This is a genomic window from Streptomyces sp. M41 (assembly GCF_043673425.1).
Lineage (GTDB): Bacteria > Actinomycetota > Actinomycetes > Streptomycetales > Streptomycetaceae > Streptomyces.
The window spans coordinates 44200-63477 of sequence record NZ_JBIMKE010000017.1; the positions used below are offsets into that span (position 1 = coordinate 44200).

Annotated in this window: 13 protein-coding genes; 8 read left to right on the top strand and 5 right to left on the bottom strand. The window is 72.1% G+C overall.

The window, feature by feature from the left end; genetic code table 11:
* Positions 1-82 precede the first annotated feature (82 nt).
* Positions 83-3652, bottom strand: a complete 3570-nt coding sequence (locus tag ACHBTE_RS21275) for a DUF4132 domain-containing protein (protein WP_394725580.1) — start codon at positions 3650-3652, stop codon at positions 83-85.
* A 154-nt stretch (positions 3653-3806) separates the two neighbouring features.
* Entirely contained in the window at positions 3807-4715 is a 909-nt protein-coding gene (locus ACHBTE_RS21280) for a LysR family transcriptional regulator (protein ID WP_394725581.1), read from the bottom strand.
* A gap of 124 nt (positions 4716-4839) precedes the next feature.
* Between ACHBTE_RS21280 and ACHBTE_RS21285 the strand changes: the two genes are divergently transcribed.
* The 8 genes from ACHBTE_RS21285 to ACHBTE_RS21320 all read left to right on the top strand — a co-directional run bounded on the left by ACHBTE_RS21285 (position 4840) and on the right by ACHBTE_RS21320 (position 14685).
* Positions 4840-5670 carry an oxidoreductase gene (locus ACHBTE_RS21285; protein WP_394725582.1) on the top strand — a complete coding sequence of 277 codons (831 nt, stop codon included), beginning with the start codon at positions 4840-4842 and terminating at the stop codon, positions 5668-5670.
* A 322-nt stretch (positions 5671-5992) separates the two neighbouring features.
* Complete coding sequence (locus ACHBTE_RS21290; RefSeq protein ID WP_394725583.1) at positions 5993-7558, top strand: S8 family peptidase; 1566 nt, start codon at positions 5993-5995, stop codon at positions 7556-7558.
* Between the two features lie 419 nt (positions 7559-7977).
* On the top strand, positions 7978-9186 hold the full coding sequence (locus tag ACHBTE_RS21295) for a DUF4190 domain-containing protein (RefSeq protein ID WP_394725584.1): 1209 nt from the start codon (positions 7978-7980) through the stop codon (positions 9184-9186).
* A gap of 147 nt (positions 9187-9333) precedes the next feature.
* Positions 9334-10086: a GntR family transcriptional regulator gene (locus ACHBTE_RS21300; RefSeq protein ID WP_394725585.1), complete on the top strand. Its 753-nt coding sequence runs from the start codon at positions 9334-9336 to the stop codon at positions 10084-10086.
* 390 nt (positions 10087-10476) lie between these two features.
* A complete protein-coding gene (locus tag ACHBTE_RS21305; protein ID WP_394725586.1) occupies positions 10477-10665 on the top strand; it encodes an SPOR domain-containing protein in 189 nt (62 codons plus the stop codon).
* A gap of 79 nt (positions 10666-10744) precedes the next feature.
* Positions 10745-11140 (top strand): (deoxy)nucleoside triphosphate pyrophosphohydrolase, encoded by a 396-nt coding sequence (locus ACHBTE_RS21310; RefSeq protein ID WP_394725587.1) that lies wholly within the window; start codon positions 10745-10747, stop codon positions 11138-11140.
* A 58-nt stretch (positions 11141-11198) separates the two neighbouring features.
* Positions 11199-11636 carry an ATP-binding protein gene (locus tag ACHBTE_RS21315; protein ID WP_394725588.1) on the top strand — a complete coding sequence of 146 codons (438 nt, stop codon included), beginning with the start codon at positions 11199-11201 and terminating at the stop codon, positions 11634-11636.
* 289 nt (positions 11637-11925) lie between these two features.
* Positions 11926-14685 (top strand): SpoIIE family protein phosphatase, encoded by a 2760-nt coding sequence (locus tag ACHBTE_RS21320; protein ID WP_394725589.1) that lies wholly within the window; start codon positions 11926-11928, stop codon positions 14683-14685.
* Positions 14686-14701: 16 nt separating this feature from the next.
* Here the strand turns inward: ACHBTE_RS21320 and ACHBTE_RS21325 are convergent, their stop codons facing one another.
* From ACHBTE_RS21325 to ACHBTE_RS21335, 3 genes are all read right to left on the bottom strand, one after another.
* Positions 14702-16474: a hypothetical protein gene (locus tag ACHBTE_RS21325; protein WP_394725590.1), complete on the bottom strand. Its 1773-nt coding sequence runs from the start codon at positions 16472-16474 to the stop codon at positions 14702-14704.
* A gap of 75 nt (positions 16475-16549) precedes the next feature.
* Positions 16550-17320 (bottom strand): succinate dehydrogenase/fumarate reductase iron-sulfur subunit, encoded by a 771-nt coding sequence (locus tag ACHBTE_RS21330; RefSeq protein WP_394725591.1) that lies wholly within the window; start codon positions 17318-17320, stop codon positions 16550-16552.
* Positions 17317-19260 (bottom strand): fumarate reductase/succinate dehydrogenase flavoprotein subunit, encoded by a 1944-nt coding sequence (locus ACHBTE_RS21335; RefSeq protein ID WP_394725592.1) that lies wholly within the window; start codon positions 19258-19260, stop codon positions 17317-17319. The genes ACHBTE_RS21330 and ACHBTE_RS21335 overlap by 4 nt, the downstream gene beginning before the upstream one ends.
* Between the last annotated feature and the right edge of the window lie 18 nt (positions 19261-19278).

Sequence of the window (19278 nt, forward strand, 5' to 3'; positions counted from 1 at the left end):
GGGGAATTACCCCTTATGGGGCGGGCGTGCGGGGGCTTGTTGTGGTGAGGGGGCGCCACTCGTGCGCGGTGGGTGAGCGCGGTCACTTCGCGGTCACCTCGGTGAGGTCGGCCAGGATCTCGGAGGCGGTGACCGGGTCGAGGCCGCCGAAGCGGTGCGGGAACCGGCGGTTGCGCTCGTAGTAGTCGTCGGGACGGGTGTCGAGCCAGACGGCCCGGAACGTCTGGTCGCCCAGCAGCTCGACGACACCGACGGCGATGCCCGGGTCGAGGTCGATCACCAGGTACTGGTCCTCGTCGATACGCCGGTGGAACCAGCGCTCCACGCCCGCGTCCTGCGGCTCACCCCGCTCCCAGCCGCGCTTGGTGAGCCCGAGCAGCTTGCCGACCGGCACCGTAGCGCCCTCGAACCGGGCCAGTCGGTGGCCCGCGGTCTCCTCCTCGGTGAGCGCGTGCACGGCCCGGCCCAGCTGGGGGAACGGCTGAAGGATCTCGTAGTCCGCGAACAGCTCCGACCAGGCGCCGAGGTCCTCGCCCAGATGCAGCGGATGGGCCACCCGGACGCTCGCCGTGTCGGGCAGGGTCAGCTCGTCGTCCTCGACGTCCGCGAACGTACGGTCCTGGGCCACCCGGAACGCCGTCACCTCGCCGTCCACCTCGCTGAGCCAGACCAGGCGCCGCACCAGATGCCACAGCAGCGGATGCGCCACGAACAGCTCCCGGAACTCCTGGGCCGTCCAGGAGCGTCCGCGGACCATCGCCGCCTCCAGGCGCCGCACCTGGTCACCGGCGACGGTGCGGACGTCCTTCTTCAGCGCCGCGAACCGCTTGCGCTCGGCCGGCGCGAGCTCCGGGTCGTCCTTGGCGGCGGGGGCGGGCAGCGCCTTGCGGGGCTTGCCGTCGGCGTCACGGACGTAGGGGCGCAGCTGCTCGTCGAAGCCGACGATGAACTGCCGCGTGCCGTAGTCGATGACCGTGCTGCCGTGCGCGTCGAGGCCGAAGTCGGGGACGAGACGGTCGCCCAGCTGCTCCGCCGTCAGGCCCAGACCCTCGGCGACCTCGGCGATCTTCTCCTGGGCGTGGACCTTCAGGGCCTTGAACGGCACCCGCTGGGCGATGCCGTGCAGATGCAGCAGCGCCACGTCGGTGCCGATCGCCGCGAGGACGTTCAGCCCCTCCACCGCCCGGTGGTGCGCGCCCTCACCGGGCCAGGCGCGCAGCACGGGGGTGAGACGCCGCACGCTCTCGTCGTCCCCGAACCAGCCCAGCGCGTGCAGCGCCCAGCTCTCCTTCGGGGGCATCCCGGCGAGCCGCCACTGCTCGAACAGGCCCCAGGCGAAGGCGGCCAGTGAGTCGGCGGTGCAGTGCTCGCTCAGCACGTCGAGGCCGGGGTAGACCTCGCCGGGCTTGGACAGCGCCAGCAGGGTCAGGGCGTGCCGTACCGCGTCGGCGGGCAGCGCGCCGCCTTCCTTCAGCAGGATCTGCGGCAGCAGCGAGGGCTCGGCCCAGGCGCCGACCACCGGCATCCGCGCCGGCAGCGCACTCTCCAGCGGATCGGCTGACAGCAGTTCCTCCACGATGCCCACGGCCTCCTGTCCCGACCCGGCAGCCGCCGCCAGCACCGCCGCGGCGCCATGGGTGTCCGCCAGCAGCCGCAGCGCCCGCTCGGCGCCGCGCCGCGCCGTGCCGGCCTTGCCCACCGCGTGCGGGATGAGAACGGGTACGGCCGCCGGACCGTGCCGGGTCAGCCAGGCGCGGGCGGTGGCGTCGGCGGACTTGAGCCGGGCCAGCCAGTCGCACACCAGCGCGGCGGCTTCGACGGCCAGATACGGCAGGATCAGCGTCCCCAGCGTGGCGGGGTGCCGGGCGGCGGCGCGCAGCAGCAGCGGCAGGGCGTGCACCTCGTGCTTGGCCGCGACGGGCTTGAGGGCGGCCTCGCCGTCCCAGAAGTCCTCCGGGGCACAGCGGGCCAGCAGCGGCCGTACGACGTCCTGCGCGCCGACGACGAACAGCCGGGCGTCCCGGACGTCCTTCAGCTGCCCGCCCGTCCGGAGGGTCTCGATCTCCTTGGACCAGCTGTACTTCTCGCGCCACCTGGCGAACCAGGAGTCGGTGCCGGCCCAGTCCTCCTGCTCGCCCGGCAGCCAGACGACCCTGGGCTCGGGGGCCACCGGCGCCCCGGCCGCCACGCGGGCCTTGCGGGCCGTGCGCTTCCTCGACCACGGCGGGCTGACCAGCAGCTCGGGCAGTGCTTCGGCGGGAGCCTCCGCCACCCGGTCCTCCCGGGTGAGCAGCGGCTCCACCAGGGCGGCCACCTCGGCGGGCAGGTCCGGCAGCACGGTGGCGGTCAGGTCGTGGTGTGCCTGGACGTGTGCGGCCAGCAACTGCTGTGTCATCGACGCGTATGTGGCGGTGCCGAGCGCGGCCCGGCCCAGCAGCCGCAGGGCGCGGACCGGGTAACGCCGCATCGCCTCCAGCAGGTTGGGGCGGACATGCTTGTCCTCGACACGGGACACCAGGGCCCAAAAGGCGTCGTCGGTCGGCAGCTCCGCCAGCGCGCCCGCGAACGCCTTCACCCGGTCGGAGCCGTATCCGACGTCGATGCCCCGCTCCAGCACCGGTGTGAAGCCGGCGCCGACGCCCTCGGCGAGCGTGGCGACGAGCGGCATCCCCCAGTCGTTCCAGCCGAGTTCGAACCGGCCCGCGAAGTGCTCCAGCTGGGCGGGGGAGTTCAGCGAGCAGAGCAGCATCGCCCGCAGAACCTCGTCGATGACGCCCGCGTCCGCACAGGTCTCGGCGAGCCACTCCCGCTCTCCCGGCACCAGGTACGACACCACGATGCGGCGGCGTGCCCCGTCCCTGCATCCCGCCAGCGTGGCGACGGCCTGCTGGTAGCCGTCCTCGTCGGCCACGGTCAGCAGGGCGCGCATGCGGTCGGCGAACTTGGGCCGGGCCCAGTGGCCGCCGTCGGAGGCGGCGCCGGGACGGAAGCCGATCCAGGCGTCCTGGCGATGCCCGCCGTACTGCATCCAGTGCGCCTCGACGTCGAAGTACTCCACCACCGCGCGCGCGGCGAACGCCAAACTGTGGGCGCGGACCCAGGCGTCCACGAAGACACCGTCGGGGAGTTGGTAATGCATGCTGATCGCCGCCAGGGCGGCGGCACCGAGCGGGCTGGGACTGCCCTTCAGATGCGCGCGGGCCGCGTCGACGATCCGGGGGTCGCTCTTGGGCGCGCCGAGCACCTCCTCGACCCAGTCCGCCTCCTCCTTCAGCCGGCGGGCGATCAGCTCCTCGGCCTCGGGGTGCGGCTCACCGACGGTCCGCCGGATCCCGCCCCGCCTCGGGTACACCAGCCGGCGCCAGGCGGTGGGCATCACAAAGGTCTCCTCGTCGGGCAGTTCGACCCCGCCGCCACCCCCGGCCCCGCCCTCGACCGGAGCCGACGGGGCGACCTCCTGATACCCCTTGCGCTCCTTCTCGGCGATCACCTTCGCCAGATACCGCTGCGCCGCCCCGGCCGACTCCAGCTCCTTGACCTGCGTACGGCCCTCGGCGCCGACGCGGCCGTAGCGCACGGTGACAGCGGCGCCGTCGGCCTGCGCCTCCCAGAACTTGGCCGACCCTCCCCCGACAGACTCCCAGCGCCGCACGGCCCCTCCCCTTCGCCGGCCCCCCGGCCGGTGATCGTTCGATCAAGTGGCCGTCACAGTAGCCGGGGGCACTGACAACGCCGCCGAGTACGGGGAGAAGGCGGGTCCGCCGGTGGAACCGACCGACGTGGGGCCGAAGCTCAGGAGCGGGGAATCACTCGTCGGCGACCTTCCGGCACGCCTCCGCGTAACCCCGCACCAGCGACCGCCCCTCGTCCTGCCTGCGCCAGGCCAGCGCGTAACGACTCGGCGAAAGCCCCCGTACCGGCCGGGTCACCACCCCGCCGAGCGTGATCAACGGAGCGTTGCCCGCCGCCACCAGGCAGACGCCGAGCCCCGCGACCAGCGCCTCGTACGTCTCCTCCGTGCTCGCGACATCGGCCCCGACGCGCGGCTCCCGGCCGCCCCGCTCCGCCAGCGCCAGCCAGTGCTCCCGCAACGGCCCCGCCTCGGCCGGCAGGGCGAGGAACGGCTCGTCGAGCAGGTCCGTGAAGTCGATCTCCGGTCGGGAGGCGAGGGGGTGGCCCTCCGGGAGGGCGACCAGCCGGGGTTCCTCGGCGACCACCGTCCAGGCGTAACGGTCGGCGTCGGGCAGGGGCAGCCAGACGAAGGCCACGTCCGTGTCACCGTCCGCGAGGCCCGCCGTCGGGTCCTCCCAGCTCACCTGACGCAGCCGCAGGACGGCGTCCGGGTGCGCGGCGGTGAAGCGGGAGCGGATCGCCGGGAGGAGCCCGCCGCGACCCGGGCTGGTGCTCATGCCGACGACCAGGGTGCCGCGCGCCGCGGCCCGGGCGGCCTCCATCGCCGCCGCACCCTGGGACCAGGCCGCCAGTACCTGCCGGGCGTGCGGAAGCAGTGCCGTTCCGGCCTCGGTGAGCGTCACGCCCTGTGGCGCACGGCGGAACAGCTCCACGCCCAACTGCCGCTCCAGTGCCCGCACTTGTTTGCTGAGCGCGGGCTGGGAGACGTACAGCCGTTCGGCCGCCCGGGTGAAGTGCAGCTCCTCGGCCACGGTCACGAAATAACGCAGTTCCCGCACATGGACGTCCATGGTCATAACCATCGGTTATCAGCGCGGGTCTTGGACGCGCAACCGGCCGGGGCAGCAGTGTTGACCGTGTAACAGGACGACCGTGCAACAGGAAGACCGTGCAACAGGACGACCGTGCGATCACGAGGGAGCTGTCATGAACAAGGTGTGGCTGATCACCGGCGCGAGCAGCGGTTTCGGACGGGCGATCGCCCAGGCGGCGCTCGCCGAGGGCGACGTGGTGGTGGGTGCCGTACGGCGCCCCGAAGGGCTGGACGATCTGGTGGCCGCGCACCCCGACCAGGTGGAGGCGCTGCGGCTGGACGTCGGTGAGACGGGGGCCGCGGAGGCGGCCGTACGGGATGTGATCGCCCGTCATGGACGCATCGACGTCCTGGTGAACAACGCGGGCCGAACCCATGTGGGCGCATTCGAGGAGACAACCGAGGACGAACTGCGCAAGCTGTTCAATGTGCATGTCTTCGGGCCCGCCGCCCTCACACGTGCGGTGCTTCCGCACATGCGGGAGCGGCGGGCCGGAGCGATCGTGCAGATGAGCAGCATGGGCGGGCAGATGTCCTTCGCGGGCTTCTCCGCGTACAGCGCCACGAAGTTCGCGCTGGAGGGCATGTCCGAGGGGCTCGCGGACGAGGTCGCCGAGTTCGGCATCAAGGTGCTGATCGTCGAGCCGGGTTCCTTCCGCACCTCGCTGTTCGAGACGGGGCGGGCCGGAACCAGCGCGGACAGCGGCCTGTACCCCAAGGTGAGCCGGACGCGCGGTCTCGTCTCCGGCGGTGACGGTGCCCAGCCCGGTGACCCGGCGAAGGCGGCGGCGCTCATCCTGGCCGCCCTGGAGGCCGAGCAGACGCCTCTGCGTCTGCCGCTGGGCGACGACGGGGTGACGGCCGTGCTCGGCCACCTGGACCAGGTGCGCGAGGACGTGGCGGCCTGGGAGAAGCGGACCCGGGCCACGAGCTTCGACGACTGACGCCGGTCCGCCTCGGGGCCGTACATGCCCGGCGACCGCCTTGAGGTCGCCGGGCACGCGCACGCGCGCGCACGCCCGCGCCCGTGCCGGCACTACGACCGTTCCGTCCGTGCACGGCTCTTGTGCAATTCCTGTGGAGGCCTCAATCTTTCGGCTGACACCCAGGAACGGCCCGCCGCTTTGACATGGACCTGTCTATCGAGTGGAACGGCCCATCGGATGCACCATTCCCTCGGGTCCGTCCCTCAGGTTCGTCCCCCTGCTTCGTGTCCTCCCGGGTGTCACCCCCACAAGCGCACCACCTCTCGAGGAGGACCCTCAGATGGCAGTGATGCGTTCCACCCGGCGAAGACTGGCTCTGCTCAGCACGGCGGCCACCGCGGCACTCACCGCCGGCCTCGTCTCCGCTCTCCCCGCCGCCGCGGCTCCCGAAGGCCGTATCCAGTACGCGGGCGCGGCGGGAGCCGTCGCCGACAGCTACCTCGTGACGCTGAAGCCGGGCGCGGCGCGCGCCGGTTCCGCGGCGGGCAAGGCCATCGCCCAGCGGTACGGCGCCACGATCGAGCGGACGTACAAGAAGGCCCTCAACGGCTACGCGATCGCGGCCTCCGAGGCCGAGGCGAAGCGCCTCGCCGCCGACCCGGCCGTCGCCTCCGTCGTCCAGAACCGCACCTTCGGCATCGCCGCGACCCAGACCAACCCGCCCTCCTGGGGCCTGGACCGCGTCGACCAGCGCAACCTGCCGCTCAACAGCTCCTACACCTACCCGGACTCGGCCGGGCAGGGCGTGACCGCGTACGTCATCGACACCGGCGTCCGCATCACCCACGGCGACTTCGGCGGCCGGGCCTCCTACGGCTATGACGCCATCGACAACGACAACACCGCCCAGGACGGCCACGGCCACGGCACGCATGTCGCGGGCACGGTCGCCGGGACGGCGCACGGCGTCGCCAAGAAGGCGAAGGTCGTCGGCGTCCGGGTGCTGAACAACTCCGGCCAGGGCACCACCGCCCAGGTCGTCGCCGGCATCGACTGGGTCGCCCAGAACGCGGTCAAGCCGGCCGTCGCCAACATGTCCCTCGGCGGCCCCGCCGACTCCGCCCTCGACACCGCCGTACGCAACGCCATCGCCTCCGGCGTCACCTTCGCCGTCGCGGCCGGCAACGAGTCGACCAACGCCTCCACCAGGTCGCCCGCGCGCGTGGCCGAGGCCATCACGGTCGGCGCCACCACCAGCTCCGACGCCCGCGCGAGCTACTCCAACTACGGTTCGGTGCTCGACCTGTTCGCGCCGGGATCGTCCATCACCTCGACCTGGAACAGCAGCGACTCGGCGACCAACACCATCTCCGGTACGTCGATGGCCAGCCCGCACGTAGCAGGCGCGGCTGCCCTCCACCTCGCCGACAACCCCTCGTCCACCCCGGCCCAGATCGCCGCGGCGCTGACGTCCGCCGCCACCACCGGCGTCGTCACCAACCCCGGCTCGGGCTCGCCCAACCGACTGCTGCACGTCGGCGGCGGGACCACCACCCCGCCCGGGCCGCGCTTCGAGAACACCGCCGACCACGCGATCAGCGACAACTCCACCGTCGAGTCCCCGGTGACGGTCTCCGGCGTCACCGGAAACGCGCCCTCGGCCCTGGCCGTCGAGGTCCACATCGTCCACACCTACATCGGCGACCTCCAGGTCCAGCTGATCGCCCCGGACGGCACGGCGTACACCCTCAAGTCGTACGGCACGGGCGGCAGTTCGGACAACATCAACACCACGTACACGGTGAACGCCTCCTCCGAGGCCGCCAACGGCACGTGGAAGCTGCGGGTGAGCGACAACGCGAACTACGACACGGGCCGGATCGACGCCTGGGCGCTCCAGTTCTAGCCCGTTCTCCCGTTCGCTTCAGCCCCGGACCGCCGGCCCTCTCGCGGCGCCCGGGTCAGTGATCCTCCTCGTCCTCGCGGTACGGCACCGGGTCCGTGACCCAGCCGGCCGCGAGGACGAGCCGTGTGTGGCGGTGCCGGGCGAGCGCGGCCAGGTGGTCCGCACCGCCGGCGCGCTCGCAGCCCGGTCCACAGCCCGAGCGCGGCGGCCGGCCCCCGCATCCGCGCCCAACGCGCCCGGCAACTCCCGTGCCGTGCCCACCGCCTCGCCCGCGGGCAGCGGCCGTCAGCCGGTTCACCGCACGAACCGTCCCATCGGTTACTCGCATGACGCACCCCCTCCTCCCACGCATACGATTCGCCCAGTCGTACGCCAGTTCCCACCCCGGCCCCGCCGCCCGAGCCAGGAGCACGGTACCCGTGTCCATTCCCCCGCCCCCCGGATCCGCGCAGCCGCAAGGATCCCCGGAGCAGCCCCAAGGGCCGCACGCGCCGGGCCCGTTCCCGCCGCCGACGCCCTACCCCTACGGCCCGCCCGGCGCCCCGGGACCGTACGCCTACCAGCCTCACGGCCCCTACGGCCGTCCGGCGCCCGTCAACGGTGTCGCCATCGGCGCCCTCGTCCTCGGCATCCTGTGCTTCGTGCCGGCCGTCGGGCTGGTGCTGGGGCTGATCGCGCTCACGCAGATCAAGAAGCGGGGCGAGCGCGGCAAGGGCATGGCGATCGCCGGTTCGGTGCTGTCCTCGGTCGGGCTCGCGCTGTGGGTGATGGCGCTGTCGACGGGGTCGGCCGGCGACTTCTGGGAGGGCTTCCGGGACGCGGCGAAGGGCGAGGGCACCGCGTACGCGCTCGCCAAGGGCGACTGCTTCAACTCCTCGACCGGAACCCTGGAGGGCGAGACCTACGACGTCGACGAGGTGGCGTGCACCGCGGAACACGACGCGGAGGTCTTCGCCGTCGTGCGGGTTCCGGGCGGCTCCTATCCCGGCGACGACGAGCTGACGCGCACCGCCGAGGACAAGTGCTACGGGCTCCAGAGCCAGTACGCCCTGGACGCCTGGGCGCTGCGGGACGACGTGCAGGTGTACTACCTCGTACCGACCCGGCGGAGCTGGCGTTTCGGGGACCGGGTGATCACATGCATGTTCGGCAGCACTCAGGGCAAGCCCCTGACCGAGTCCCTGCGCCGCGACCACCTGACGCTGGACGGCTACCAGGTCAGGTTCCTGTCCGCGTCCAACCGCATCGACACCGTGCTCTACGAGGAGCCCGAGGCCTACCCGGACGAGGATCTGGCGGCGAACCGGGCCTGGGCGAAGGACGTCCGGCGGGTCGTCGACGAGCAGGCCGAGTGGCTTCGCTCGCAGCCCTGGCCGGAGGCCGCAGAGGACTCGGTCACCGCGTTCTGCGCGGACATGGAGAAGTCCGCAGAGCAGTGGGCGGAGGCGGCGGCGGCCGAGGACGCGGACTCGTTCTACGTGCACTACGAGAAGGCGTACGGCTATGTCGACGGCCCCTCGACCGTCACCGCGCGCAAGGCTCTGGGCTTGGACACGACGGTTCCGAAGTACGAGGACGACTCCGACGGCGGCGGCGACGGCGGCAGTGAGGGCGGCCTGGATGTGTGAACGGCCCCTATACGGAAAGAAAGTGCCTGGGTAAAGCCCTTCACTGGCACAAGTCATCACATCGAGTGATTCTCTGGCCTTTGCTTGCACGGGACAACTCATGGTTGCCAGGCTGTTGCTGTCTGTACAACCTGATGGGAGCGGCCAGTGACTTTCGGTGAGCAGCCGGCGTACCTGCGCGTCGCGGGTGATCTCCGCAAGAAGATCGTCGACGGTTCGCTGCCCCCCCACACCCGCCTCCCGTCCCAGGCCAGGATCCGCGAGGAGTACGGCGTCTCCGACACCGTCGCGCTGGAGGCGCGCAAGGTGCTGATGGCCGAGGGTCTGGTCGAGGGACGCTCCGGTTCCGGGACGTATGTGCGCGAGCGTCCCGTGCCCCGCCGGATCGCCCGCTCCGGCTTCCGCCCGCCGAGCGGCGCCACACCCTTCCGCCAGGAGCAGGCCGACGGCGAGACGCGCGGCACCTGGGAGTCCCGCAGCGAGCAGGCGCTGGCGAGCGTCGCCGTCGCCGAGCGGCTCGGCATCCGGCCCGGCGACCGCGTGATGTGCACTCGGTACGTCTACCGGGACGCGGGCGAGGCGATGATGCTCTCCACGTCCTGGGAGCCCCTCGCCGTCACCGGCCGGACACCCGTGATGCTGCCCGAGGAGGGCCCCCTCGGCGGCATGGGTGTCGTGGAGCGCATGGCGGCCATCGACATCGTCGTGGACAACATGACGGAGGAGGTCGGCGCCCGCCCCGGACTGGCGGAAGAACTGCTGGCGTTGGGCGGCGTCCCCGGTCATGTGGTCCTCGTCGTCCAGCGCACCTACTACGCGTCCGGCCGCCCCGTGGAGACCGCGGACGTGGTGATCCCGGCGGACCGCTACCGCGTCGCGTACCACCTCCCGGTGAAGTAGCGCACACCTTCCGCGCTGTAGCGCCTCTCCTTACGGCAGTTGCCCCTGCCGCTCCTCAACTCGCGTCCCTTCCCAAGCCGTTGCATTTTGGCCGTTCTCGCAGGTCGTGGCGGGCATGTCCGGCATGCCCGTGACCGGATGCATCGGCGTTGGCGCACGGCGCACTCGATGCCGTGCGCCCCCTGCGGCTTGGCTGGTTGCGTACCTCTTTGTGAAAAGCCGTATTCGCTGAGTGAAGGTAAGGCGTAGGCTCGGGCATATGCGGATTGCGGTTTCCTTAGCGGGCGGGGCACGGCACAGGCCGCGAGCGAAGCGAGATGGGGGTCCCTCCGGCCGAAGGCTGGGGGAGGGACTCGGGCGGTCGTGGGCGGGAAGGAGCAGTGGGGCGCGATGACCGACAGCACGATCACTCTTCCCTGGCTCGTCGTCCGGCAGGACGACAACGGCAACCGCTATCGCGTCGGCCGGTACGCGACCCGGGCGGAGGCCCAGAAGATCGCGGACAGCCTCGACAGCCGAGGCCATAAACAGCTGTACTGGGTGGAGCGGATAGCTCAGAACGGCAAGGCGGACGGCTGACCACCCTCCGCCTTCTCTTCGTTTTCCCTTCGTTCCGTCCGTTCTGCCTCCTGCGTCTGCCTCCCGTAGGCTCCGGCGCATGACGGAACGGATCGTGGTCGGCGCCGCGCTGCTGGAGCAGGGCCGCCTGCTCGCCGCGCGCCGCAGTGCGCCCGAGGACCTCGCCGGCCGCTGGGAGCTGCCCGGGGGGAAGGTCGAGCCCGGCGAAGCGCCCGAGGAGGCGCTGGTGCGGGAGCTGCGGGAGGAACTCGGCGTGGACGCCGAGGTGATCGACCGGGTGCCCGGAGCATGGCCGCTGAAGCCGCCCTATGTTCTGCATGTGTGGACCGCCCGTCTCCTGCCCGGGGCGACAGGCCCCGAGCCGCTCCAGGACCACGATGCCCTGCGCTGGTTGACCCGGGCGGAACTCTGGGACGTGGACTGGCTGGACCAGGACGTGTTGGCGGTGCGGGAAGTGGCCGCACGCCTGGGGTGATCCCGCGATACCCGGCCTGAATATCGGGTATGTGGCTATTAACCCTATGAAACCGGACATGGGTGGCGCCCCGCTGGCCTGGGAAGTGATCGGCGTGATCGACACCGATGGTGAATGCGTCGAGTGGACCTTTCCCGCCGAGCCGGGCGCCGTGCGGGCCGCTCGTGCCGCCGTCCGGGGCCGATTGCGCCAATGGGACCTGGACAGCCTCGCCGACATCACGGCGCTGCTGGTCAGCGAGCTGGTGACCAACTCGCTGCGGCACGCCACCGGCCCCATCGGGGTGCGCCTGGTCCGCCCCGCCGAACTCGACGGCGTCCTCCTCGTCGAGGTCTCCGACCCCCTTCCCGACCCGCCCCGCGAACGCGCCGCTCACCCCGAGGACGAGAGCGGGCGCGGGCTCCAACTCGTGGCGCATTCCTCACGCCGCTGGGGAACCCGGCCGGGACGCAACGCGGGCAAGACGGTGTGGTTCGAACTCGCCGTTCCCGGATGAGGACGAGCGCGGGCCCCACGACCCGTCAGCAAGCGTCAACACCGGTATACGTCGGGCCCCGCCCTGTCGAACAACTGGTACAGGCCGGTGGCGGTCGACGAATCGTGTGGTTCGACTGCGTGTCCGCTGGTTAGAAGACTGGAAGTGTTTCCGCTGCCGGGACCGAAAACGATCGGGAACGTGCTGTGATCGTGAACACCGTGTTGTGCGGGACCGTAGTGCTGGATACTGCGGGCAGCCGCTGCCGGTGACCGGTGCCGGACGCGGTGAGCTGGAGGGGACGGTTCGCGTGAGCGAGATACCAGCGAGGGCCACGGAGTCCGAGGACCCGTCGGACGGTGCGAGGAGGAAGGCCGCACGAGAGGGGGCGGCCCACGACACACGGGCCACACGGGCCCCCCGCGACACACACTCCCAGGATGCACAAACCGCCGGTGACGCACACTCCCGGGACGCACAAGCCGCCGGTGACATACGAACATCCGGCGCCACCGCCCCCCGCCGTCCCGGCTTCGCCTCCGACGAGGTCCGCCCCGGTGACCCGGTCTGGCAGAGCAGCCCGCCCGGCTCGATCTACGACTACATCAAGGTCGCCTCCTTCTCCATCGGCCCCGACGGACTCGTCGACCAGTGGAGCGTGCGCGCCGAACAGCTCTTCGGCATCCCTGCCCGGCGTGCGGTCGGCCTGGACCCCATCGAGGCGTTCATCGACCCCGACCGGCGCGAGCGGGGCCAGCGCAAGATGGCCGAGATCCTCGACGGGCGGGAGTGGACCGGAGTCGTCCCCTTCCGGGTGCCGGACACGGCCGAGGAGGAGCGCGGCCGGGAGGGGCTCGCCGAGGTCTACGTCATGCCGACGAAGACCGAGGACGGCGAGAAGGCGGCCGTGTGCATCGTCGTCGACGTGCGCACCCTTCGCCGCATCGAGACCGACCTTGCCGCCTCGCAGGCGATTTTCAGTCAGTCTCCGTTCGGCTTCCTGCTCATCGACTCCGATCTGCGGGTGCGCCGCGCCAACCAGCGGTTCGCCTCGCTCTTCGGCGGCACCCCGGACGACCACCGTGGCCGCGGTGTCCACGACTATCTGACCCGCCCCGAGGCGGACCGGGTGACGGCCACCCTGCGCCGCGTCCTGGAGAGCGGCGAGTCCATCACGGACATGCACATCACGGGCTTCGTGCCCGGCTCCGACGAGCGCCGCCACTGGTCCATCAACCTCTACCGGGTGCACAGCGGCAGCGGCCGTCCCATCGGCATCGCCTGGCTCGGAATCGACATCACCGCCCGCCGCGCCGCCGCCCGCGAGGCCGCCGCCGCCCGGCGCAATCTCGCCCTGTTGAACGAGGCAGGCGCCCGCATAGGCAACTCCCTCGACCTGGAGACCACCGCCCGCGAACTCCTCGACGTCGTCGTCCCCGGCTTCTGCGACCTGGCCACGGTCGACCTCTACCAGGGGCTGCTGGCCGGCGACGAGACCCCGCCCGGCCTCGCCGACGGCAGCGCCGAGGTGCGGCGAGTGGCCTTCTCCAGCGCGGTCTCCGACGCGCCGTTCGTCGGCGGCGGGGCCGAGGTCGCGGTCGGAGCCGTCCACCACTACCCCTTCAACTCGCCCTGCGCGGACGCCCTGCGCACCGCACGGCCGCAGCATGTGCCCGGCGAGGAGGGCGGCCTCGTGCAGTCCACGCTGGCCGTGCCGATGGTCGCCCACGACACCGTCGTGGGACTGGCCCAGTTCGCCCGGACGAAGGGCAGCGAACCGTTCGGCGAACGGGACCGTGACCTCGCGGTGGAGCTGGCGGCCCGGGCGGCGGTGTGCATCGACAACGCCCGGCTGTACCGGCGCGAGCACGAGCGCGCGTTGATACTGCAACGGTCGCTGCTGCCGCCGGGGGACCCGGTCGCATCCGGCCTGGACATCGCCTGCCGCTATCTGCCGGGCAACGCCTCCTCCGACCGGCCGAGCGAGGTGGGTGGCGACTGGTTCGACGTCATAGAACTCCCCGGACACCGTACGGCGTTGGTCGTCGGCGACGTCATGGGCCGCGGCCTGCGGGCGGCAGTCGCGATGGGCGAACTCCGTTCGGCCGTCCGGACGCTCGCCCTCCTCGACCTCGAACCGGCCGAAGTGCTCTCTGCGTTGGACGAGATCGCGCGGGGCCTCGGCGCCCCCGGCGGCGTCCAGCAGGCCACTCGCGCCGCCCGCCGGCCCCGCGAGGCGGACCTGTCCGAGGTGTACCTCGCGACCTGCGTGTACGCGGTCTACGACTCCGTCACCCGCCGCTGCACCTTCGCCAACGCCGGCCATCTCCCACCGGTCCTCGTCGAACCCGGCGAGGCCGCGCTGATGCTGGACGTGCCGCCGGGGATGCCGCTGGGCGTGGGCGGCGAGCCGTTCGAGGAGGTCGAGGTCGAGCTGCCCGAGGGCGCGCTGCTGGCCCTCTACACGGATGGACTGGTCGAGTCCCGCGACCACCCCCTGGACGAGGGCCTGCAAGCCTTCGTCGGCGCGCTCACCGACCCGACCCGCCCCCTGGAGGATGTCTGCGACCACGTCCTCAACACCCTCGACAGCCACCACGGCGAGGACGACATCGCGTTGCTGATGGCACGTGTCCAGGGCCTGCCGGCCGATTCCGTCGGTGACTGGACGCTGCCGCGCGAGCCGCGCAGCGTGGGCCGCGCCCGCGAGTACGCCCGCGCCCAGCTCCTGTCATGGGACCTGGAACCCCTCGTCGACACGACGGAACTCCTGGTCAGCGAACTCGTCACCAACGCCCTGCGCTACGGCGAGGGCGAGATCAGGCTCCGCCTGCTCCTGGACCGCACCCTGGTGTGCGAGGTCTGGGACTCCGGCCTGGTCCAGCCCCGCCGCCGCCGCGCCCGGGACACCGACGAGGGCGGCCGGGGCCTCCAACTGGTCGGCCTGCTCAGCGCCGCGTGGGGTTCCCGCCGCACCCCGCGAGGCAAGACGGTGTGGTTCGAACTGCCGTTGCCGGACGGGGAGAACGGCTTGACGGACCCGGCGGAGGCGTTGCTGAGCCTGTTCTGAGCGGGGAGCGGGGGACTCAGGTCCGGCCCTGATCCCCCCGCCGCCCCCGGCTGCGCGAGCCGCCGAAGCTGACCGGCGGCCCTCCGTCCGGCTCCTGGCCCAGCATGACTCCGCCGAGGACGGCGCCCGTGAGTCCGCTGATGTCGGCGCCGGGGATGTCGATGGGGTGGCCGTGCGCGCGGATGTCCTGTTCGGCGAGGTCATGGGCCTGCTGGGCCAGGGTGTCGGCGACGACGAGATCCGCGAGGACCCGACGCGCGCCCCGCCCGGCCGATCCGTCCGCCGGGGTGCCGAGCAGCCGCCGTGCCTCCGCCAGGTGGGTGCGCGCCGCGCAGCCCACTGCCGCCCGATGCGTCGCGACGACGCCGTCCGCCCCGGCGACGGCGCTGTGCGCACAGACCGCGGCGGCTGCCGGAAGCACCCCGGCCCGCCCCGCGGCGAGCGGCGCGACGGCCCGCACGATGTGCCGCAGCAGGCCGAGGGGATCGTACGGCCGCCCCGAGGTCAGCTCTTCCCGTACGCGGCTCAGGGCGAGGTCGGCGTGCACGACCCGGGCACGCAGCTCCCCTGGAGGCACGTCGACGGCGCCCGGCGATTCGGGTGGCCCGGGTGATCCGGGCGAGCGCGGTGGGCCGGAGTCCCCCGCGGTCCCGGGGGCGTCCAGCTCACCGGCGGGCTCCGCCCCCTCGGTGGCCCGGAGCCCGGCATCGAATCCCCGCAGCAGCTCCCGCGCCCCGGCGATCTCCATCTCGCCGCCGGTCAACGCGGCCGGAACCATCGCCGTGGCCGTGGCGAGCGCCTCCGCGAGGCGTTCGACGCCGTCGATGAGGACGGCGGCCTGGGCGGTGGCGCCCTCGGCCGCACGCAACTGCGCCGCCGACCGCCCGACCTCGCCCGAGTCGGCCAGCTGGCGGGCGTGGTTGAGGCGCGTGGTGGCGAACACCAGGCGGTCCTTGGCCTGTTCGACATGGCCCGCGACGGCGGCGGTCGCGGCCGGACCGTACCGTTCGCCCAGCTCGCCGAGGAGCTTGCCGGCGCCCCCGGTCCGCGCGGTCAGCTCGCGGAACCGGCCCTCGGCGACGACCAGGGCGTGTCCCAGTCCGCCCCCGAGCCCCTCCTCCAGCGCCCGCGTCTGATCGAACGCGGCGGCCTGCCCGTCCAGCAGCCGCCCGGCCTCCTCGCACCGCCCGACGACCCCGGCCAGCGCATGCCGCCGAGCCGCGGCCTCCTCCGGGACCCCGGCCTCGTACTGCCACCGCATCCGGAACGCGACGGCCAACTCGGCCTCGGCGTCCCGCAGAACCCGCGTGAAGGGCTCGATCCGCGCGGCGTCCTGCGCCCCGAACCGCTCCGTGACGAACCCCAGCTCCTCCGTGCTGACCCGCAGCCAGTCGTCGGCCTCGACCAGCGCGGCCCGGGCTCGCTCGTCCAGCTCCCCGACGGGCGGCTCCCCGGCCTGCGCCGCGGCTCCACCGGGAGTCGTACGCCCGCGCGCCCGCCGTCTGCGCCTGAAGAAGCCGTACCCGGCGAGCACCCCCGTCGCGACCAGGGCGGCCACCGGCAGGACGAGATCGACGGCGGCGTTCCCCCCGTTCCCCTCGTCCTCCTCCTGCCCCACGGCCCCGGCGACGGGCCGGTCCGCCCCGCCCCCGACCCCGCCGTCGACGGCCGTCCCGGGCAGCGTCAGCCACATCACAGCGACCAGCCCGCCCGCCAGCGCGTGCACCACCCGCACCGATATCTGCGAGCGGCCACGCCGCGGCCGGCCCCGAGGGAAGGATGACGTCACATTTCGGAGCGTATGAGCAGGATCGCCCGCACGCGACCGGGATGCGCCGCACCGGGTACGGCCCGCCGGCCGGCGCTACGAAGAGCGCCTCCTGATCTTCGAGCCCAGCCAGACTAGGGGGTCGTACTTGCGGTCCACGGCACGTTCCTTCAAGGGGATCAGCGCGTTGTCCGTGATCTTGATGCCTTCGGGGCAGACCTCCGTGCAGCACTTGGTGATGTTGCAGTAGCCCAGGCCGTGTTCGTCCTGGGCCGTGGCCTTGCGATCCAGGCCCGCCTCCCCGGCCGCGTCCAGGGGGTGCATGTCCAGTTCGGCGACCCGCATCAGAAAGCGGGGACCCGCGAACGCCGGCTTGTTCTCCTCATGGTCCCGGACGACATGGCAGGTGTCCTGGCACAGGAAGCACTCGATGCACTTGCGGAACTCCTGCGAGCGGTCCACGTCCTCCTGCATCATCCGGTACTCACCGGGGCCCACACCCTCCGGCGGTACGAAGGACGGGACCTCGCGCGCCTTGGCGTAGTTGAAGTTCACATCCGTGACGAGATCCCGGACCACCGGGAACGCCCGCAGCGGCGTCACCGTGATCGTCTCCTCCCGGGTGAACACCGACATGCGCGTCATGCACATCAGCCGCGGGCGCCCGTTGATCTCGGCGGAGCACGAACCGCACTTGCCCGCCTTGCAGTTCCAGCGGACGGCCAGGTCGGGGGCCTGGGTGGCCTGGAGACGGTGGATGATGTCGAGCACCACCTCACCGTCGTTCACCTCGACCTCGAAGTCCTCCAGGCCGCCGCCCTGCACATCGCCCCGCCACACCTTGAAGCGGGCCTCATAGCTGCTCACTGGTACAGCTCCTCTTCGGCGAGGTACTTGACCAGCTCCTCCTTGTCGAAGAGAGCGAGCAGGTCGGCGCGGACGGGGTCGGTGGTCTCCCGCAGGAGATCGATCTGGCCGCGCTCCGGGTCGGTGGCGGCGAGGCCGCCCGTCGGATCGGCCAGCCGGCACAGCAGGTTGATGTTGCGCCACTTGCGGTCCATCGTCGGGTGGTCCTCGCGGGTGTGGCCGCCCCGCGACTCCGTGCGCTCCAGCGCCGCCCGTGCCACGCACTCGCTGACCAGCAGCATGTTGCGCAGGTCGAGCGCGAGGTGCCAGCCGGGGTTGAACTGGCGGTGGCCCTCGACGCCGGCCCGGCGGGCGCGTACCCGAAGATCCGCCAGCTTCTCCAGTGCCTGCTCCATCTCGGCCTCGCGGCGGATGATGCCGACGAGGTCGTTCATCGTCTGCTGGAGTTCCTGGTGGAGGGTGTACGGGTTCTCCGGCGGACGCCCGTCCTCCGTGCCCGGCGCCTGGCCCTCCGCCGAGAAGGGGCGCAGCGCCTCCGCCGCCGCCGCGTCCACCTCCAGGTCGCTCACCTCGGGGCGCTCGAAGGCCCGCGCGGCGGCGTACTCGGCGGCGTGCCAGCCCGCCCGGCGGCCGAACACCAGCAGGTCGGAGAGCGAGTTCCCGCCGAGCCGGTTCGAGCCGTGCATGCCGCCGGCCACCTCACCGGCCGCGTACAGTCCGGGCACGCCCCGCGCCGCCGCCGTGTCCGACTCGACCGCGATGCCGCCCATGACGTAGTGGCAGGTCGGCCCGACCTCCATCGCCTCGGCCGTGATGTCCACGTCCGCCAGCTCCTTGAACTGGTGGTACATGGACGGCAGCCGACGCCGGATCACCTCGGCCGGCATCCGGGTGGACACGTCCAGGAAGACCCCGCCGTGCGGGGAACCCCGACCCGCCTTCACCTCGGCGTTGATCGCCCGGGCTACCTCGTCGCGGGGGAGCAGCTCGGGAGGCCGCCGGTTGTTGTCCGGGTCCTCGTACCAGCGGTCGCCCTCCTCCTCCGACTCGGCGTACTTCTCCTTGAAGACGTCGGGGACGTAGTCGAACATGAACCGCTTGCCCTCGGAGTTGCGCAGCACCCCTCCGTCGCCACGCACCGATTCCGTGACCAGGATCCCCTTCACCGACGGCGGCCAGACCATGCCGGTCGGATGGAACTGCACGAACTCCATGTTCAGCAGGGGCGCCCCGGCGAGCAGCGCCAGCGCGTGCCCGTCGCCGGTGTACTCCCAGGAGTTCGACGTCACCTTGAAGGACTTGCCGATGCCGCCGGTCGCGATGACGACCGCGGGGGCGTCCAGGACGAAGAAGCGGCCCGTCTCGCGGTCGTAGGCGAAGACCCCGGAGACCCGGCTTCCGTCCTTCAGGATCCGCGTGACCGTGCACTCCTGGTAGACCTTGAGCCGGGACTCGTAGTCCCCGGTCTCCTTCTTGTCCTCCTGCTGGAGCGAGACGATCTTCTGCTGGAGGGTGCGGATCAGCTCGAGGCCGGTGCGGTCACCGACATGTGCTAGGCGCGGGTATTCATGGCCGCCGAAGTTGCGCTGCGAGATCCGGCCGTCCTTCGTACGGTCGAACAGCGCGCCCCAGGTCTCCAGCTCCCACACCCGTTGCGGCGCCTCCTGCGCGTGCAGCTCGGCCATCCGCCACTGGTTGAGGAACTTGCCGCCGCGCATGGTGTCGCGGAAATGGACCTGCCAGTTGTCGTGCTCGTTGGCGTTGGCCATGGCCGCCGCGATGCCGCCCTCGGCCATCACGGTGTGCGCCTTGCCGAACAGCGACTTGCAGATCACGGCCGTTCGGGCGCCTCGTTCACGTGCCTCGATCGCCGCACGGAGGCCCGCCCCTCCGGCGCCGACCACGACGACGTCCCACTCCTGCCGTTCGACCACGGACATGTGTTCAGTCCCCACTCA

What these genes read in the sequence shown, in the direction of transcription:
- ACHBTE_RS21285 (WP_394725582.1), top strand. Translation starts at nt 4,840, where the DNA reads ATGAACAAGGTGTGGCTGATCACCGGCGCGAGCAGCGGTTTCGGACGG.
- ACHBTE_RS21305 (WP_394725586.1), top strand. Translation starts at nt 10,477, where the DNA reads ATGACCGACAGCACGATCACTCTTCCCTGGCTCGTCGTCCGGCAGGAC.
- ACHBTE_RS21310 (WP_394725587.1), top strand. Translation starts at nt 10,745, where the DNA reads ATGACGGAACGGATCGTGGTCGGCGCCGCGCTGCTGGAGCAGGGCCGC.
- ACHBTE_RS21280 (WP_394725581.1), bottom strand. Translation starts at nt 4,715, where the DNA reads ATGGTTATGACCATGGACGTCCATGTGCGGGAACTGCGTTATTTCGTG.
- ACHBTE_RS21290 (WP_394725583.1), top strand. Translation starts at nt 5,993, where the DNA reads ATGGCAGTGATGCGTTCCACCCGGCGAAGACTGGCTCTGCTCAGCACG.
- ACHBTE_RS21315 (WP_394725588.1), top strand. Translation starts at nt 11,199, where the DNA reads ATGGGTGGCGCCCCGCTGGCCTGGGAAGTGATCGGCGTGATCGACACC.
- ACHBTE_RS21335 (WP_394725592.1), bottom strand. Translation starts at nt 19,260, where the DNA reads ATGTCCGTGGTCGAACGGCAGGAGTGGGACGTCGTCGTGGTCGGCGCC.